Source organism: Capnocytophaga sp. oral taxon 332 str. F0381 (assembly GCF_000318275.2).
In the GTDB taxonomy this organism is placed as follows: Bacteria; Bacteroidota; Bacteroidia; order Flavobacteriales; family Flavobacteriaceae; genus Capnocytophaga; species Capnocytophaga bilenii.
The window spans coordinates 44,077-61,751 of the sequence record NZ_KB291319.1 but is presented as its reverse complement, the minus strand read 5'-3'; the positions used below and the strand labels follow the sequence as shown (position 1 = coordinate 61,751).

The 17,675-nt window shown below is 39.4% G+C and carries 16 protein-coding genes and 2 pseudogenes; 16 read left to right on the top strand and 2 right to left on the bottom strand.

Annotation, left to right across the window (positions count from 1 at the left end; all coding sequences use genetic code 11):
• Positions 1–359 precede the first annotated feature (359 nt).
• From HMPREF9075_RS07885 to HMPREF9075_RS13860, 3 genes and pseudogenes are all read left to right on the top strand, one after another.
• Positions 360–1,237 (top strand): annotated as a pseudogene (locus HMPREF9075_RS07885) (IS982 family transposase).
• Between the two features lie 280 nt (positions 1,238–1,517).
• A complete protein-coding gene (locus HMPREF9075_RS14020) occupies positions 1,518–1,643 on the top strand; it encodes a hypothetical protein (RefSeq protein WP_255351826.1) in 126 nt (41 codons plus the stop codon).
• Between the two features lie 35 nt (positions 1,644–1,678).
• Positions 1,679–1,861, top strand: a pseudogene (locus tag HMPREF9075_RS13860) (mobilization protein); the annotation flags it as partial.
• A gap of 92 nt (positions 1,862–1,953) precedes the next feature.
• On the opposite strand, the gene HMPREF9075_RS07875 reads toward HMPREF9075_RS13860, so the two are convergent.
• Both HMPREF9075_RS07875 and HMPREF9075_RS07870 read right to left on the bottom strand, forming a co-directional pair.
• On the bottom strand, positions 1,954–2,919 hold the full coding sequence (locus HMPREF9075_RS07875; protein ID WP_004348227.1) for an extended-spectrum class A beta-lactamase CfxA3: 966 nt from the start codon (positions 2,917–2,919) through the stop codon (positions 1,954–1,956).
• 37 nt (positions 2,920–2,956) lie between these two features.
• Complete coding sequence (locus HMPREF9075_RS07870) at positions 2,957–3,337, bottom strand: hypothetical protein (protein ID WP_009415992.1); 381 nt, start codon at positions 3,335–3,337, stop codon at positions 2,957–2,959.
• 180 nt (positions 3,338–3,517) lie between these two features.
• Between HMPREF9075_RS07870 and HMPREF9075_RS07865 the strand changes: the two genes are divergently transcribed.
• The 13 genes from HMPREF9075_RS07865 (at position 3,518) to HMPREF9075_RS07805 (ending at position 17,642) form a co-directional block, all read left to right on the top strand.
• Entirely contained in the window at positions 3,518–5,599 is a 2,082-nt protein-coding gene (locus HMPREF9075_RS07865) for a putative porin (RefSeq protein ID WP_009415991.1), read from the top strand.
• A gap of 26 nt (positions 5,600–5,625) precedes the next feature.
• The gene (locus HMPREF9075_RS07860; protein ID WP_009415990.1) at positions 5,626–7,704 is read left to right on the top strand and encodes a peptide MFS transporter; all 2,079 of its coding nucleotides are present in this window, start codon (positions 5,626–5,628) and stop codon (positions 7,702–7,704) included.
• Positions 7,705–7,837: 133 nt separating this feature from the next.
• Entirely contained in the window at positions 7,838–8,254 is a 417-nt protein-coding gene (locus tag HMPREF9075_RS07855) for a polymer-forming cytoskeletal protein (RefSeq protein WP_009415989.1), read from the top strand.
• A complete protein-coding gene (locus HMPREF9075_RS07850) occupies positions 8,220–8,447 on the top strand; it encodes an AtpZ/AtpI family protein (RefSeq protein ID WP_009415988.1) in 228 nt (75 codons plus the stop codon). Before HMPREF9075_RS07855 ends, HMPREF9075_RS07850 begins: the two co-directional genes overlap by 35 nt.
• An 11-nt stretch (positions 8,448–8,458) precedes the next feature.
• Positions 8,459–8,869 (top strand): hypothetical protein, encoded by a 411-nt coding sequence (locus HMPREF9075_RS07845; RefSeq protein WP_009415987.1) that lies wholly within the window; start codon positions 8,459–8,461, stop codon positions 8,867–8,869.
• A gap of 6 nt (positions 8,870–8,875) precedes the next feature.
• A complete protein-coding gene (locus tag HMPREF9075_RS07840) occupies positions 8,876–9,214 on the top strand; it encodes a TM2 domain-containing protein (RefSeq protein WP_009415986.1) in 339 nt (112 codons plus the stop codon).
• Between the two features lie 15 nt (positions 9,215–9,229).
• Positions 9,230–9,640, top strand: coding sequence for a DUF2752 domain-containing protein (locus HMPREF9075_RS07835; protein WP_034557193.1), 411 nt, complete (start codon positions 9,230–9,232; stop codon positions 9,638–9,640).
• The gene (ruvX, locus tag HMPREF9075_RS07830) at positions 9,637–10,095 is read left to right on the top strand and encodes a Holliday junction resolvase RuvX (RefSeq protein WP_009415984.1); all 459 of its coding nucleotides are present in this window, start codon (positions 9,637–9,639) and stop codon (positions 10,093–10,095) included. The genes HMPREF9075_RS07835 and ruvX overlap by 4 nt, the downstream gene beginning before the upstream one ends.
• A 16-nt stretch (positions 10,096–10,111) precedes the next feature.
• Positions 10,112–12,175 carry a glycoside hydrolase family 97 protein gene (locus HMPREF9075_RS07825; RefSeq protein WP_009415983.1) on the top strand — a complete coding sequence of 688 codons (2,064 nt, stop codon included), beginning with the start codon at positions 10,112–10,114 and terminating at the stop codon, positions 12,173–12,175.
• A complete protein-coding gene (locus HMPREF9075_RS07820; RefSeq protein ID WP_009415982.1) occupies positions 12,175–14,214 on the top strand; it encodes an oligopeptidase B in 2,040 nt (679 codons plus the stop codon). The genes HMPREF9075_RS07825 and HMPREF9075_RS07820 overlap by 1 nt, the downstream gene beginning before the upstream one ends.
• Positions 14,215–14,224: 10 nt before the next feature.
• Entirely contained in the window at positions 14,225–15,853 is a 1,629-nt protein-coding gene (gene lnt, locus HMPREF9075_RS07815; protein WP_009415981.1) for an apolipoprotein N-acyltransferase, read from the top strand.
• 96 nt (positions 15,854–15,949) lie between these two features.
• Entirely contained in the window at positions 15,950–16,552 is a 603-nt protein-coding gene (locus tag HMPREF9075_RS07810) for a SprT-like domain-containing protein (protein ID WP_009415980.1), read from the top strand.
• Between the two features lie 16 nt (positions 16,553–16,568).
• Positions 16,569–17,642 (top strand): mannose-1-phosphate guanylyltransferase, encoded by a 1,074-nt coding sequence (locus tag HMPREF9075_RS07805; RefSeq protein ID WP_009415979.1) that lies wholly within the window; start codon positions 16,569–16,571, stop codon positions 17,640–17,642.
• The last annotated feature ends 33 nt before the right edge of the window (positions 17,643–17,675 follow it).

Sequence of the window (17,675 nt, the reverse complement as noted above, 5' to 3'; positions counted from 1 at the left end):
TAACTTTGTCAAACTTTGAAAGTTTGACAAAGTGCGTGGTGCAATCATACTTTTAAAACTTTTCGGACAGTCTCTAAGTCTTGTATTCCCTTTTTTTCCGTTGGTCTTAAATTCCCTTGTAGTTTTGGGCTTCTAATAGTTTCTTCTCGGAGGATGGGTCTAAACCTAATGATTTAATATCCAAACTATCTCTAAGGGACTGATGTAATACAAAAGGGGTTCCTTCTTCAATATATTCTTTTGTTGAATATTTGTCTACTTTATAACCCGTTGTGCATTTTGATTTTAAAAAAATAAAAAAAGTTGTTCATTTGATTAAAAAATCGTATATTTGATTGAATTCCAAACAATTAAATATAATGAACAACTTGGAGCAAAGTTACAAAAAAATTCTTGAAGTATTATCAAAATTCTTTGGAAAGAAACTTCAAAATTATCAAAGAAGAAAACCTAAAATGTCTGATTTAGAAGTAGTTAGTTTAGCTCTAACTGCTGAATACTTGAGTATAGATTCTGAGTGTCAGTTGTTTAGAAAAATACCTGAATCTATCAAAAGTAAAATTGAAAGAAGTGTTTTTAATCGTAGAAGAAGAAAATTATTCCCTTATATAGAGCAAATTAGGACTAAAATTGCACAACATTTTAACGAATTTGAAGATGTTTTTATGGTAGATAGTATGCCTCTGAAAGTCTGTGAAAACTCAAGAGCAAAACGCTCACATATATGTAAGGAGTTTGATTATTCAAGCCCTGATTTTGGCTATTGTGCTTCTCAAAAGCTATATTATTATGGATATAAGTTACACGCTATCTGTTCTTTAAATGGAATTTTTCAGTCTATCGATATGAGTCCTGCTTCGGTTCACGATATCCGATATCTTAATGATGTGAAAGAACAATTGTCAAACTGTACTTTGATAGGGGATAAAGGTTATCTCTCAGCAGAAGTACAAATAGATTTGTTCAACTATGCTAATATTCAATTAGATACACCTAAAAGGACTAATCAAAAAGACTACAGACCTCAATTTAGGCTCTTTAAAAAAAACGAAAACGAATAGAGACTTTATTTTCCCAACTGTGTGATCAATTTATGATAAAACGTAATTATGCAAAATCATTTGAAGGTTTTAAAACACGGATATTCAGCAAGATAACATCTTTAACATTGATACAATACATCAATAAGTTTATATTAAATAGAGAAATCCACAATCTAAAAGCCTCTATTATTTAAAATGCACAACGGGTTAATAAAAATAAGTTTTTTTTCATTTTTAGATAGGTATTTAATAATAGACAATACTCCTTGTATTGTGCCTTACACAATGGGAAGATGAAAGCATCATTCTTAATTTGTTGATTTGCAAATTTCTAAATTTGCAAATTATAGGGCAAAGGTAGTGTATAATTAGGAAATGAGCAAATTTAGGGGTGAGAGCAGTGGGAGTAGTGAGAGTAATCGGAGTAATGGGGTGCGAGCCGCACGGGCGGTTTTTTAGGGAGCAGTGGGAATAATGGGAGTAATGGGAGTAATGGGAGTTGTGAGAGTAATGGGAGTAGTGGGAGTAGTGGGAATAATGGGAGTAATGGGGGGCGAGCCGCACGGGCAAATTTGCACGAGCTACAAGCTCTATTTATAGTAGGCACGAGCTACAAGCTCGCGCCAGCGGGGGGGAACTTTGATATAAAGGATGATATTTTAAGGGTGGAAAATGACCCTGACGATGAAAGCAGGCTGAACCTGACAATAAACAGGAAGCCGATTGCCGACTGGTTCAGGGAGCAATGGCACAGGCTTAGATATGGAGCAAGAGTGCCGCAACAGGAAGAAAGAAAAAGTAGAGGATTCAAATTATAATAGAAGCAATTTGATTAGTAATCTAAAAGCACTCCGATAACGATTAGAGTGCTTTTAGATTGTTTATCATTAATTATCAAAGCAAGTGCAGTTTAAGATTTTACTGAAGTTTGCATTAATAAAGAATATACTACAGCTGATATATGCGCAACATATTGTGACGCTTGTGATTCATTTCCCTTGAAATCCTTAACAAATACCGCTAAGGTATAACTGATATTATTAGGCAGACATATATAGGCAACATCATTGTGAGCTGCAAGAACACCATTTTCATTAACATCACCTGAACCTGTCTTATGCGCTATAACAACCCCTTCTTTATCAAGAAGTGGAGCTGCTATCCTATCTACACCTGTTTTGCATTCTTTTAACGTATTCTTAATGAAACTTTGTTTCTCATCATCGATAAGACCTTCAGTAAACAAACGATTCATCAACATTGCAGCACCAAGAGGAGATGTATAGTTAGAGTAAGCCTTGTTATGGTCAGCCGACATTTCCTCTTCCGTATAAGCTATCTGAAAACTTGAACGAGGAATGAGTGTGGCTATAAAACTATCTGTTTGAGCGACATTAACCATATCCTTAAACATAAGGTTGCTTGCATTGTTGTCACTCTGAGTAAGAGTATAACGCAGCAAATCTCTCACTGTCAATGATATGACTGGCCCTGAATAATCTTTCAGCATAGGACTCCAAGTCTTTGGGTCAAGTTTATCCCTATTTATATTTACTAAGGTATCAAGTGAAATTCCTTTATTGTCAAAGTCATTACAAAGAGCTAATGCCTGATGAACCTTAAACACACTCATCATAGGATAAACACTCTTATTATTGACCTTAACCGTATCTCTGTTATTAACAATAACCGCCACACCAATTTCGCCAGGACAAGCTGAGACAATTTGAGAAATGCTATCAGTCAAAACATTTGTTAAAGGAGGATTTGCGCTATCTTTTGTCGCTGATTTATGGAACAATGAAAATACCAAGATGAAAATGCAAACTAAAGCTATACTCAAAACTACGATTTGTTTTTTTCTGTTTTTTTCCATGTTTATATTATTTAACGTGAGTTCGATGTAAGAAAAGTTATTTTTTATTTGCAAAAAAGGGATCCCTATCTTTAGCACAAAAAAATTTAGTTTTTGCTATTTTTTCTGCTTCTTTAATTTCCTCTTTACTATTCTCTACAACTGTTTTCCAACGATTGGGATAAGTATTTTTCAACAACTCCTCTATAGAAGAATACTCATCTTTTAAAATATCTTCCCTACGAGGAATTCTATAAATATCATCATACTCTTTGAATAATTTGGCAACTGTAGTGTTTGAAAAGCTTTCTTTTTCGTTAGATACTACAGGTTCTTGACTCTTCCCTGTCTCTCCTGTTCCTGATGTGTTTGTGCTTGAACAAGCGCACACAAAAAGAACTAAGAGAAAAACACTCATTTTTTTAATTTGTCTTTTCATATTTGTAACCTTTTTAATTTAGTGCAAAGGTACAATATTTTTTTTAATACTAACGAATTAAAATAAAGATTACGGGTGAGAAGGGTTATGAATTATGAATTGGCAGGGCAGCTTCTGTATTAAAATTAATCATTAATAATTCATAATTATTTTGTATCTTTGCCCCTCAAATGGCTTTTTATGTATTGGACAAAATATCTTTTCTATATATTTTTTATCTCGTTATGGGTTTGCCCCTCTATATCGTGGGCGCAGATTGATGATATTAAGCGTTTTAATAAGAGTTCGGATCATTCATACGATACCAATTCGTATGAGAATGACTCTTACAACAATTCGTACGACAATCGCTATAACAGGGATAACAACCGCAACAATGGTGATAAAGAGGGACTTGGCTTTAAGAGTTTGCGCCCTAAAAAGAAAAAAGACAGTATTACCTTTACAGCTAATGATTACAAAATCATCACTTACTTACGGGATACTACAGTTATAGACACTTCTATAAGTATGGCGAAATATTACCGCAATAATGCTTGGCAAAAGGATTTGTTTGGCAAAATGCCAATGGGTAATATGGCGCAACCTTACAACTCGCTTAGCTACGATTTTAGAAGGCGTGCTTACTTACCTGATATGGGGGCTACAGCCAAAAAACAGCTGTACCTAACTCCTGAAGAAATTACTTATTACTATATCCCTACGCCTGTTTCGCAATTTTCATACAAAACGGGTATGGAACAGGGGCAGAACTTGGATGTGCTTTTCTCGGCTAACTTAACTCCTCAGTTTAATTTTTTTATAGCTTATAGGGGATTGCGTTCGCTGGGGAAATATAGGCGTGCTCTTGTGAGTAATGGTAATTTTAGGACGGGTTTCAGCTATGTATCTGCTAACAAAAAATACACTGTATTTACGCATTACGCTACTAACGATACTTATAGCCAAGAGAATGGGGGGATTGTTACCCTCAGTCAGTTTGAAGGGGGGGAACGCGTTTTTAAAAACCGCGCTACCATAAATATCAACTTATTGGACGCTGAAAATAACCGCGAAAGCAAGCGTTTTTTTCTGCAACACGACTATGCTTTATTGCGTACTTCGGACTCGCTAAAAACTAATAAACAGTTGCGCTTTAGGCATCTTTTTAGCTATGAAAAAGAACACTACAACTTTAAACAAAGCCGTAGCAATAGTTTTTTGGGTGATGCTTTTGTGAGTGAAAGTTTGCTGGATAGTGTAAACCTGAGGAAGATGACTAACAAACTGGGGGTGGAAGTGGAATTGCCTTATTTGGGCAAAACATTCCTCTTTGCAAACGCGTACCATTACAACTATTTTTTCCCTAATGCTTACTACGTATCGGGGGTATTGCAACGCCGCCAAATAAAGGATACGGATATGAGTTTGGGGGTAGAATGGCACAAAAAGGTGAAGGGTTTTAGCATAGATGCACAGGGGGAACAGACTTTTATTGGCAAAATGACGGGTACGCACCTTGCAGCAACGTTGGCTTATGCTTTCAACGCTGAAAATAAACTATCGGCTGGAATGACACTACACTCGGCGATGCCTAACTTTAACTTTTTGCTTTACCAAAGTGATTACAAGCGTTTTAACTGGAATAACTACGATAGTTTTCAGAAAGAAAACTACCAAACTCTTTACGGAAGCGTGCGTACACAATGGGGGGAAGCGCATTTGGACATTACAAATATTAATAATTATACTTATTTTGCAAGCGAAGGTAGAGGCATTGTGCGTCCGCAGCAATATAGTGGCAACATACAATACTTACAACTGAAATTGTACAAAGACATTAGGGTGGGCAAGTTTGGACTTGACAACACTATTTTGTACCAACAGGTGGTGCAGGACAGCAAGGTGCTGAATGTGCCTACAATAGTAACTCGCAATAGTTTGTATATCAAAACGCCTATGTTTCAGCGGGCAATGATACTGCAAGCGGGCATCGGACTGAATTACTTCACAAAATATTACGCTAATGAATACAATCCGTTATTGGGTGAATACGCAACCCAAACGGAAAGGAAAATAGGCAACTTTCCTGCTCTTGACTTATTTATCAATGCCAAAGTGCGCACAATGCGTATCTTCTTTTCATTGGAACAATGGCAAGTGCCTATTAGTAATATTAGCTGGATGCCTTTGGGCAATCCGTATCGCTACTATAGTACGCCAACCCAACCTTATAGGGACTTTATACTGCGACTGGGTATCAACTGGAACTTGTTTAATTAATAACTAAACATTATTTTTACATAAATATGACTGAAAGGAGTAATAAGACGATTTTTGATGCACAGGTATTGGGGCATCCGGCGGGATTATTTGTATTGTTTTTCACTGAAATGTGGGAGCGTTTTTCATTTTACGGTATGCGGGTATTGCTTGTCAATTTTTTGACAATGACGCTTATTGGTTATAATCCTGGTTGGGCTTGGAGCACAGAAAACGCTGGGGCTCTTTTTGGCACTTATGTAATGTTGCTTTACCTTACGCCTATATTGGGGGGTATCATAGCTGATAAACTTACAGGCTACCGCTGGGCAGTAATCATTGGGGCTGTGATAATTACAATGGGACACGCTTCGATGGCTTTTGAAACTGAAAAATCACTTTACTTGGGACTGGCATTGCTAGTGATAGGAACAGGGTTCTTTAAACCTAATATGGTGTCGTTTGTTTCGGAAATGTACAAGTATTTGCCTGAAAAAAAGGATGCTGCTTATACAATCTTCTATATGGGGGTTAATTCGGGGGCTTTTTTTGGAATGATGCTCTGCGGCTATTTGGCTGAACGTATTGGCTGGAGCTGGGGCTTTGGCTTGGCAGGTATTTTTATGCTTTTGGGAACGATTCAGTTTTGGGTTGCCAAACCTCTTTTTGGGGAAATAGGGAATGTGCCTTCATCTGAGCAAAAACAACAAACAACGGCTAAGTCTGAAACGACACTTAAAGACGAAGACAAACGCAATCCTTTTACCTTAATAGACAAATTGCTCATCGCCTTTACAGCAATTATTGGGGTAGGCTATGCGCTAAATGACCCTCTGTCGAAAATATGGAAAGTAGACTTGTTCCGCTGGGCTGCTACTGACAGCCTAAAAGGACAATACGTGGTGGTAATTGTTGCTCTTATTGCTTTCTTTTTTGTAGTGGGCAGTCGCATTATGCGTTATACCAAAGTGGTGCGCGATCGTATGCTTACGGTGGTGATATTTGGTTTTTTTGTGGTGTTTTTCTGGCTGTCTTTTGAACAAGGAGCTTCTTCGCTTATTATCTTTGCTCGGGATAGCGTAGAACGCGAACTGCACGGCACTTGGGCTATTGCCTATAACATTTGCAACGCTTTGCTGACACTCATACCGCTGCTACTGATTAGCTATGTGATGTTCTTGCTTATCAAAAGGACTTATAAGCAAATACTGCCTGCTATAGTGGTGTTGGTGTTATGTTTTGCTTTGGTGTGGAGCATCGTAGGCTGGATGTTTAAACGGGATTTTAACACGACAGCTTACAACGTTACTTATATGGCATACGAAATTGCCAATGACGATGGCTCTATTACTTATGTACCCGTAACGGAATACAATGCGAATGCGAGTGCCTACTTAGGCAAAAAAAAGGTGGAGCGCAGTACTATTATAGGTGTTGCCGACCTGCAACTGAAGGAAGGTTCGCCCATAAAACTACTGAGTAAAAACAATAAAAACACTTCGTTTGGCTTTGTAGATGCATCTAAAGAGGTGTGGGCAAAACAGCACGCTGCCTCTATTGGGGCTAAAGACAACGGACTGATACCTGCGCAAGTGAAAGAAGTGCGCGACAATTGGGTGGAGGTAACCGTGTCGTGGTTTTCGATACTAAACTCATTTTTTATCATTGCCTTGGCGAGCTTATTCTCGCGCTGGTGGGACAGCCGCTTTAATCCTCCAGCCGCAGTGAAATACGGAATAGGATTGCTGATGCTCTCTATAGGTTTTGGATTGCTGGCTATAGGGGCTTACGGAGTTACTCAGGGGGTAAAAGTGAGTATGCTATGGCTTGTATTTGCTTATATGTTCAACACTATGGGAGAGCTGTGCCTATCGCCAGTGGGCTTATCGTACGTATCTAAATTGGTACCAGCGCGAATGATTGCCTTTATGTTTGGCGTATGGTATTTGGCAGTGGCTATTGGGCATAAATTGGCAGCCGTTGTGGGGGGACAGATAGACAATATTACTAAAGAATACAGCTTATCTACTTTCTTTTTGATATTCACTATTGTACCTGCCGTAGCGGGGACACTTATCATTCTCATCAATCCGTTTGTAAAGAAACTGATGCACGGGGTGAAGTGATTGCTGGAAGCAAAGTTGAGGAATTGGCGACTAAGAAAAAAGACAGTAAAAATTTGCATTTATTATTTTTTTACCATACCTTTGGCGCAATATTCTTATATAGAAATAATCAAAACACTAATTATACAAAAAAATGTTTAACAGTAAAGACAAAGACAAGAGAACTATGGCAGCAGACAATACTTCGGGAAGTAGCAACCGTATCGTTGCAGAGACTAAGTTTAAGGGAGAAATCAACTCTAAATCGGATTTTAGAATTGATGGAGAAGTGGAAGGTACTTTTCAAACTACAGGGAAATTGGTAGTGGGGCGTACTGGTGTTATAAAAGGTACTGTTATCTGCGAAAATGCGGATATTGAAGGAAAAGTAACAGGCACAGTAAAGGTGAATAGCCTACTTAGCTTAAAATCGACTGCAGTGGTGGAAGGCGAGGTATTTGTAGATAAACTTTCTATTGAACCTGGCGCTGTATTCAACGTATCTTGTGCTATGAAGGGAGCAAAAGGTTTTGGCAATGAAAAACCAGCAGGAGAAAAACCAATTAAATAAGTGGATATACTTTTCGCAAGCGGGCTTGCAAATGGCTATCACTATAGGGGTATGTAGTTTTTTTGGGGTATGGCTGGATAGCAAGCTACCCAATGACTATTCGCTCTGTACGATTGTATGCTCATTATTGGGCGTAGCTGGGGCAATATACACTATTATTAAGAAAGCTATTGAAATGAGTAAAGAACCTTAACCGCTTGTATAATGAAGAAATATATTGGCATCTACTTATGTGTACTTGTAATAGTAGGCACCGCTCTTTATGTGCTTGCTGACCAGTGTATAAACTTGTGGGGAATAGGCTTGTATTACCCCGCTATCACTATAGGGTTATTGCACACGGGCTTATCATTGGTGGCAATGCTCATTGTATTTGCTACTTTTTACTTTTTCAGAGTTTATACGGCTTTTGGCTTTGTAGTGGGGCTACTACTGCAGACTATAGGAATAAGTATTGCTGAAATACCATTGAGCAAAGCACTTCACCCCGAAATAAACCCTATTTACGAATTGGCATTTATGGGTGGGGGTACTTTTGTACTAATACTCGTGCAGGCTGTGATAAGTGTGCTAATGATAAACGACAAAAAAATAAAAGAACTAACAAAATCATAAAAACAAATGGACGCACAAAAAGTGGATATGTTTATAGTAGCCAATGCGCGCTACTTCAAGCCTACTATGATAACTTCAATACGTGAGAAGCTACTATCATTGGACGACTCTAAATGGGGAGCAATACAATCGGTGGGGTATAAAGACCCAACAACCGCTCTTATTGTTTCTATTCTTTTGGGTTATTTAGGTATTGATCGTTTTTATATTGGCAATACTACACTTGGGCTGTTAAAACTGCTTACTTGCGGAGGTGCTAGCGTATGGACTATTGTGGATTGGTTTCTGATAATGGATAGCACTCGCGACCGCAACGCTGAACTATTGGCAGCAGCTATTAACTAATAAGTTGCATTACTATTGAAGATAACACAATTTTACAAGCTTGTAGTTGTATTTTATCTACTGATTCCCTGCTGGGTAGCATTCAATTATTGGCTAAACAGCAGGGGAATAGGGTTCATAAGTTGCCCTGTGAAGCATATTACGGGTTATCCTTGTCCGTCTTGTGGTACTACACGAGGGGTGATACAATTATGGTTAGGCAATTGGCAGGAGGCTTTGTGGCTCAATCCGCTATCGTGGATAGTGGCAGTGGGCGGGGTAGTGCTTCCGTGCTGGTTGCTCTATGATTTTTATACCAAAACCCCTACCCTATACCACAGCGAACGAGCTATAGGGCAAATGGTGAAAAAATATCGCTTTATAGGTATTATTTTTGGAGTACTGATAGTGCTGAACTGGATTTGGAACATACAAAAAGGATTGTGAAAAGAATTTTAGCCATTGATTACGGCAGCAAACGTACGGGAATAGCAATTACCGACCCGCTGCAAATGATAGCTTCGGGGCTTTGTACGGTAGCTACTAATGAATTGTTGCCTTTTTTGAAAAAATATACAGCCGAAGAGCCTATAGAGAGCTTTGTGATAGGGCAACCCAAGCGACTCAACAACGAAGATAGTGATGTGGAGGTGCTGATACAAGCATTTATCAGCCAGCTGCGACAAGAATTTCCTGACATTGCTATATATAGGCAAGATGAGCGTTTTACCTCTAAAATAGCTTTTCAGACGATGATAGACAGCGGGCTAAAAAAGAAACAACGGCAGGACAAAGCACTTATAGATGAAATAAGTGCTACGCTGATACTACAGCAGTTCTTGGAAAAGAAAATCAACCACCCTCATTTGGGAATTAACCTAATAGAAGGGTTGGGAAAATAAAAAAACATTATTACCAATGAAACATTTAATGCTACTGAGCCTTGTAATACTTACAGGGCTTTTGAGGGCGCAAACTTTATCTTCGCCCAATGGAAACTTACAACTTACTTTTTCGCTTACTGAAGAGGGCGAACCTATGTATTCACTACAATACAAAGGAAAAATGGTGATTGCTGATAGCAAAATGGGCTTTACTATTATGCCTGCGACTAACTTGAACGCTGGTTTTGAGCTGAAAGGCAGTTACAAAATGGAAAAAGATAGTGTATGGCAGCCTGTTTTGGGTGAATATAGCCAAATACGAGATCATCACAATGAATTATTAGTGAAATTGCAACAATGGAACACTGATTATGTACTGCATATTAGGTTTAGATTGTTTGACGATGGTTTGGGCTTTCGCTATGAATTTCCAGAACAGCCGCATTTGCGACACTTTGCTATAGGCAATGAACATACTGCTTTTAAACTTATGGGCAATCACAAGGCTTTTTGGTTGCCTGCTGACTATGATACTAATGAGTTTCCTACCACTATCAGCACTTTGGAGGCTATACCTTCGCTTATAGACAAGGTGCGCGAAGAGCCTTTGGCTGCGAAATCGCCTACTGAAAACGTAGCCGTACAAACGCCTTTACTACTAAAGACTGACGATGGACTTTACTTACACTTTCACGAGGCGGCTTTGGTAGATTTTCCTGCCCTGATGCTGAACCTGAATGCACAGGAGCATCTGCTTACCGCACATTTAGTACCCGACAAGAATGGGGTGCGTGGCTATATACAGACAGGGGGAATGAGTCCTTGGCGCACTATTATTGTAAGTGATGATGCTCGTGATATTATAGCTTCTAACCTGATACTCAACCTAAATGAGCCTTGCAAAATAGAAGATACTTCGTGGATAAAGCCTATAAAATACGTAGGGGTATGGTGGGAATACTTTATTGGAGGAGGTTCGACTTGGGCATACAAAGAAAACTCTCATCACTACCACGCTGCTAACACTCAGCACGTGATGAAATATATAGACTTTGCCGCTACTCACGGTTTTGATGCTGTACTGGTGGAAGGCTGGAACAAGGGTTGGGAAGACAATGTTGCGTACTACAAAGAACACATTTACAGTTTTACAGAACCTTATCCTGATTTTGATGTAGCCCAACTTCGCGATTATGCTGCCTCTAAAGGGATAAAGCTGATAATGCATCACGAAACGACCTCATCGGTAGTGGATTATGAGCGGCAACTGCACCAAGCGTTTGATTTTATGAAACGCAATGGTTATGATGCTGTAAAAACGGGCTATGTAGGTCCTATCATTCCACGCAGCGAGTACCACGATAGCCAATGGATGGTGAACCATTACAACTATGTAGCAGCAACAGCTGCCAGCTACAAGATTATGGTAAATTCGCACGAAGCGGTGCGCCCTACGGGCTTAAGCCGTACCTACCCGAACTGGATAGCACAAGAATCGGCGAGGGGGACAGAATTTGAATCGTTTACGGGTATTGCTCCTAATCATACAACCATACTCCCCTTTACCCGTATAAAAGGAGGCGCTATGGACTATACGCCAGGGATTTTTGAAGGCGACCTTAGCCTATATGGCGATAATAAAGCCAAACTGAGCTCTACCTTAGTGAAACAATTGGCACTATATGTAACAATGTACAGTCCGTTGCAAATGGCAGCCGACTTGCCTGAAAACTACGAAAAGCACTTAGATGCCTTTCAGTTTATAAAAGATGTAGCTACCGATTGGGATGATACTTACGTATTGGAAGCCGAACCAGGTGCTTACCTTACCATAGCGCGAAAGGCGAAAGGAAAACAAGAATGGTATGTGGGCGGCATTACCAACGAGAAGGCAAGGCAGGCAGTGATAGACTTCAGTTTTTTACCCGCAGGGAAAAACTATACCGCTACTATTTATGCCGATGGTAAAGATGCCGACTGGCGCACTCAGCCTAAAAGTTATAAAATTAGCAGCAAAAAGATACATCATAAAACAATTATAAAACAACGGCTTGCCCCTAGTGGAGGGGTGGCTATCAGCATAAAAGAAGACAAGTAATGAATGCACCCAAAGCACCTAAAAAGCCCCATATATTCCGCGAGTTTGGCAACGAACGCATAGACAATTACTACTGGCTTGCCGAGCGTGGCAACCGTGAGGTATTAGCCTATTTGGAGGCAGAAAATACCTATTACCAAGAACAAACCGCCCCTACCCTACCCTTGCAACAGCAATTATTTGCTGAAATGAAAGGACGGATGAAGGAAGACGATAGTTCGGTGCCTTACTTTTACAACGGCTATTGGTATGGCACACGCTACGAAGCAGGCAAGGAATACCCTATCTACTTCAGGCATAAAGAAAATATGACTGCCCCCGAAGAGTTATTATTTGACTGCAACCTGATGGCTAAAGGTTATGCTTACTTTCATTTGGAAAGCTTTGCCATAAGTGATGATAACCAATGGGTGGTGTATGCCGTAGATACGGTTTCGCGCCGACAATATACACTGCAAATAAAGCATTTAGGCACAGGTGAAATATTGCCCTACCAAATAAAAAACACTAATGGGCAGGCAGTATGGGCTGCTGATAATCGCACTATTTTCTACACAAAAAACGACCCAAAGACGCTTCGCTCTTCTAAGATATACAGGCACTATATGGGCAACAATCCTAAAGAAGATACTCTTGTTTTCAATGAAAAAGATGAGACTTTTGACTGCTATGTATACCGCGAAAAATCTCGTAAGTATATCGTTATCAGTTCGGAAAGTACGCTTACCTCGGAAAGCCGAATATTGCGTGCTGATACTCCTGAAGGCAATTTCAAAATATTCCAAGAGCGCACTCAGGGTTTGGAGTATGGCATAGCCCACTACAACGATTATTTTTACATACTCACCAATAAAGATGGCGCTACGAACTTCTGCCTAATGCGCACTCACGAAAGCCATACCACTAAAGAGCACTGGGAGATGGTTATTGCCCACCGCAACGAAGTGCGCCTAAACGATGTAGAGCTTTTTGCAGATTACTTAGTAGTTGAGGAAACTTACAATGGCTTGGAGCGTATACAAAAACGGCCTTGGGAAGCAGGAGAGGCTTATTACCTGCCTTTTGAAAGCGAAACTTATACGGCTTATACTACGCAAAACGTAGATTTTAACACTCATCTGCTTCGCTATAGCTACCAATCGCTGGCAACTCCTGCTACGCTTTTTGAATATGATATGGCACAACGCACCCAGCGTGTGCTAAAAACTCAAGAGGTGATAGACCCTCACTTCAGCAGCAGCAATTATACCGAAAAACGCCTATGGGCTACAGCAGACGATGGGGTAAAAGTGCCTATTTCGGTAATTTACCGCAAGGATATATCTTTAAACGGCAATAACCCACTATTGCTTTACGGCTATGGCGCCTACGGAGTTACTATCAATCCATATTTTTCGAGCAGCAGATTGAGTTTATTAGACCGAGGGTTTATTTTTGCCATTGCACACGTGCGAGGTGGTGAATATTTAGGCAGGCAATGGTATGAAGACGGCAAATTACTCAAAAAGAAAAACACATTTAGCGATTTTATTGCCTGCTCGCGCTATCTGATAGCCGAAGGTTATACTTCGCCAGCTCATTTATATGCCGAAGGAGGTTCGGCAGGTGGTTTATTGATAGGAGCGGTAATCAACCAAGCACCAGAGCTATACCGAGGCGTAATTGCTGCAGTGCCTTTTGTGGACGTAGTAACTACAATGCTTGACGAAACAATCCCTCTGACGACAGGTGAATATGACGAATGGGGCAACCCTAATGAAAAAGCGTATTACGACTATATGCTATCGTATTCGCCCTATGACCAAGTAAAAGCTCAAGACTACCCAGCGATGTACGTAAGCACAGGTTTGCACGACTCGCAAGTGCAATACTTTGAGCCTGCCAAATGGGTGGCTAAATTGCGCGACCTAAAAACCGACAATAATCCGCTGTATTTGGATGTAAATATGGAAGTGGGACACGGAGGCGCTTCAGGCAGATACGAATCACTGAAAGAAACTGCCAAAGAATACGCTTTTTTATTAAGTTTAGAACAATAAAATATTCTATATGAAAAAAAATTTCTTTCTCGCCATACTATCAGGAAGTTTATTAGCAGCATCGTGGGTAACCTATGGTATTACTCCGCTAATATTTATAGCTTTCGTACCTTTATTGCTTGCCGATAGCCACATTCGTAGCCACTACAAGCACACCAAACGAAAGATTTTTATACTTAGTTATATCGCTTTCCTCATTTGGAACATCGTAAGTACTTGGTGGATATGGAACTCTACCCAAGTAGGTGCTGTATTAGCTATCTCAATCAATAGCCTACTGATGAGCCTTACTTTTTTGCTATACCACCTCGTAGCCAAACGTTCTACCCAAAAACTATCACTTATCTTTTTGGTAGCTATATGGTTATCATTTGAGAAGTTTCACCTTTGGTGGGACATTTCTTGGCCTTGGCTAAACTTAGGGAATGTATTTTCTGAAAAAATCACTTGGATACAATGGTATGAATATACGGGAACTTTTGGCGGTAGCCTATGGGTTTGGCTACTAAATATTATTTTTTATATTGCTGCAAAAGACTATCTTACCGACAAAAACCGCGCTTTATTAGCCAAAAGAGTGGGCATTGCGATGCTATTTTTTGCAATACCTGTTGTTATATCATATTATAGCTACATCAACTACAGCGAAAAAGGACTAAAAACAGCCGATGTAGTAGTATTGCAACCTAATATAGACCCTTACGAAGAGAAATATCAGTTTAGCAATGAAGATACCTCTAAAGCTATGAGCTATTTTTTACTTACCAAGTTAGACCATAATGTTAACTTTATCATCACCCCTGAAACTATGTTGGCAAGGAACATACTCATTGATGAATTGGCTAATAGTGCCCCTGTAAATAATCTGAAAAATATATTTTTAGCTTTTCCGCAAGTAAATTGGGTAGTAGGAGTTTCGTTACTGAAATTTATAGAGGATAAAAAAGATGTTACTGCACAAAGCAATTATTTAGCCGAGAAGGACATTTGGTACAACGACTATAATTCGGCTTTTTTGCTCAATTACGATTACTTTCGCAGCGACACTTTGCCACTATATCACAAAAGCAAATTGGTGGTAGCAGTAGAAAACTTTCCATACCAACAGCTACTAAAGCCTATTTTGGGAGATATGCTTATCAATTTGGGGGGTACCATAGCGTTAAAAACGACTCAAAGTGAACGAAGTGTATTTACAGGGAGAGACACAGCTGGCAAAGCAGCTCCCATTATTTGCTATGAAACAGTTTATGGTGAATTTGTAACTGACTATATCAAGAAAGGAGCTAATTTTTTGGCGGTACTGACTAACGATGCTTGGTGGGGCGACACTCAAGGTTACAAACAGCTGCTCAGTTATACACGTTTGCGTGCCATTGAAACACGGCGCAGTGTAGCGCGCAGTGCTAATACTGGTATTTCAGCATTTATCAATGGGCGCGGGGACATACTCAAAGCACTACCCTATAGAGATTTCAACACACTACGATGCACTATTGCACTTAATGAAGAAGTAACGTTTTATGTGCGTATGGGAGATTATATAGCGCGTATTGCAGGATTTTTAGCGTTTTTTATTTTCTTATATACTATAGCGAAGAAGCGAGGAGAGATAACATTTCAGAAAACAAATAAGTAATTGTACCTGAGGGTGGAATTGGCGGTAGCTAAAGAGTAAAAAATAAATTTGCACTTTTCAAAAATAATTCGTACATTTGCGCACTATGAAAATGCTATGAAAGAAATACTCGCTAAATATTTGCCAGAATATGCAGTGAACCCTTGCTTCGAACTCATCAAGGCAAACAATATCTACCTAAAAATTGTAAATGAGCGAAAAACAAGGCATGGGGATTATCGGCAATTAAAAGAAGGGCAACACCTCATCACTATGAACGCTACCACCAATAAATACCGCTTTCTAATTACTTTTATTCACGAAGTTGCTCACCTAATAGCATTCCAAAGATACGGCAAACTTATAAAACCTCACGGTAATGAATGGAAATACACTTTCCAACAAATGATGAAGCCTTTTCTTATTCCTGAAATATTCCCTCAACAACTGCTTAGTGTATTGCTACGACATTTCCTAAACCCAATGTCTAGTAGTGATATAGACCCTCTTTTGGCTATTGCCCTCAAACAATATGACGAGAACGAAACTGTGAGTTTTATATATCAACTACCCATTGGTAGTACTTTTCGTATCAAAGACGGACGTGTGTTTGTAAAAGGACAACGCCGCATAAAATGTTATGACTGTACCGAAGTGAGCACTGGCAAAAAATATATATTCCAGCCTCACGCCGAAGTAGAAATCATCAAAGCGGGATAATAAAGTTAGAATATTAATGAATAGTAATTATTACGCCGTTATTATGGCAGGCGGTATAGGGTCTCGTTTTTGGCCTGTAAGTACCACCCAGTACCCTAAACAATTTCACGATATGCTTGGCACAGGGCAAACCCTCTTGCAACGCACCTATGGACGCTTGCAGAAGTTTATTCCTGCTGAAAATATCCTCATTCTTACCAACGAGCAATACAAAGGTATCGTAGAAGAACAAATACCCCATATACAGCCTCAAAACTTAGTGTTGGAGCCTTGTATGCGTAATACAGCTCCTTGTATAGCCTATGCCGCTATGAAAATTAATAAGCGTAACCCTGATGCGGTAATGATTGTAGCGCCCAGCGATGCGTGGATAGAAGACGAAAATGCTTTCAAAAACGATGTTATTACTTGTTTTGAAACTGCCCAAAATAATCCGCATATCCTTACACTTGGTATTAAACCTACATTTCCGAACACGGGCTATGGCTATATACAACACGCTCACAATGATGTGAATACAATTAAGAAAGTACTACAATTCCGTGAAAAACCTAATTATGAAACTGCCAAAACCTTTGTGCAAGAAGGCAATTTCCTTTGGAATGCAGGTATTTTTGTATGGAGTACTCACACGGTATTAGCAGCCTACAAAAAGTATCAGCCTGAAATGTACGACCTCTTCAGTCGTGGTGAAAATGTATACAATACTCCTGAGGAACCTGATTTTATAACTGAAGCTTACCCGCTGGCTGAAAATATATCGGTGGATTACGCTATATTAGAGCCCTCACCCAATATATACGTATTACCCGCCTCCTTTGATTGGAACGACTTGGGCTCCTGGGGTTCTCTTTATGATAAAACCGAAAAAGATGAGCAACAAAATGCAGTTATCAATGCGTATACCTTGCTACGAAATGCTCAAAATAACATTATTCGCACTCAAAATAAGAAATATATCATCATAGAAGACCTCAGTGATTATATTATTGTAGATAGAGATGATGTGCTACTCATTTATCCTAAGGCAAAAGAACAACACATCAAAGAAGTTGCTGCCGAAGTAAAAAACAAATGGGGATTACATTAAAGACAAAAAAGCTACCCTAAAAAGGTAGCTTTT

What these genes read in the sequence shown, in the direction of transcription:
- HMPREF9075_RS07805 (WP_009415979.1), top strand. Translation starts at nt 16,569, where the DNA reads ATGAATAGTAATTATTACGCCGTTATTATGGCAGGCGGTATAGGGTCT.
- HMPREF9075_RS14020 (WP_255351826.1), top strand. Translation starts at nt 1,518, where the DNA reads ATGGGAGTAATGGGAGTAATGGGAGTTGTGAGAGTAATGGGAGTAGTG.
- HMPREF9075_RS07850 (WP_009415988.1), top strand. Translation starts at nt 8,220, where the DNA reads ATGAAAAACCAGCAGGAGAAAAACCAATTAAATAAGTGGATATACTTT.
- HMPREF9075_RS07810 (WP_009415980.1), top strand. Translation starts at nt 15,950, where the DNA reads ATGAAAGAAATACTCGCTAAATATTTGCCAGAATATGCAGTGAACCCT.
- HMPREF9075_RS07870 (WP_009415992.1), bottom strand. Translation starts at nt 3,337, where the DNA reads ATGAAAAGACAAATTAAAAAAATGAGTGTTTTTCTCTTAGTTCTTTTT.
- HMPREF9075_RS07840 (WP_009415986.1), top strand. Translation starts at nt 8,876, where the DNA reads ATGGACGCACAAAAAGTGGATATGTTTATAGTAGCCAATGCGCGCTAC.
- HMPREF9075_RS07875 (WP_004348227.1), bottom strand. Translation starts at nt 2,919, where the DNA reads ATGGAAAAAAACAGAAAAAAACAAATCGTAGTTTTGAGTATAGCTTTA.
- HMPREF9075_RS07820 (WP_009415982.1), top strand. Translation starts at nt 12,175, where the DNA reads ATGAATGCACCCAAAGCACCTAAAAAGCCCCATATATTCCGCGAGTTT.
- HMPREF9075_RS07825 (WP_009415983.1), top strand. Translation starts at nt 10,112, where the DNA reads ATGAAACATTTAATGCTACTGAGCCTTGTAATACTTACAGGGCTTTTG.
- lnt (WP_009415981.1), top strand. Translation starts at nt 14,225, where the DNA reads ATGAAAAAAAATTTCTTTCTCGCCATACTATCAGGAAGTTTATTAGCA.
- HMPREF9075_RS07845 (WP_009415987.1), top strand. Translation starts at nt 8,459, where the DNA reads ATGAAGAAATATATTGGCATCTACTTATGTGTACTTGTAATAGTAGGC.
- HMPREF9075_RS07860 (WP_009415990.1), top strand. Translation starts at nt 5,626, where the DNA reads ATGACTGAAAGGAGTAATAAGACGATTTTTGATGCACAGGTATTGGGG.
- HMPREF9075_RS07865 (WP_009415991.1), top strand. Translation starts at nt 3,518, where the DNA reads ATGTATTGGACAAAATATCTTTTCTATATATTTTTTATCTCGTTATGG.
- HMPREF9075_RS07855 (WP_009415989.1), top strand. Translation starts at nt 7,838, where the DNA reads ATGTTTAACAGTAAAGACAAAGACAAGAGAACTATGGCAGCAGACAAT.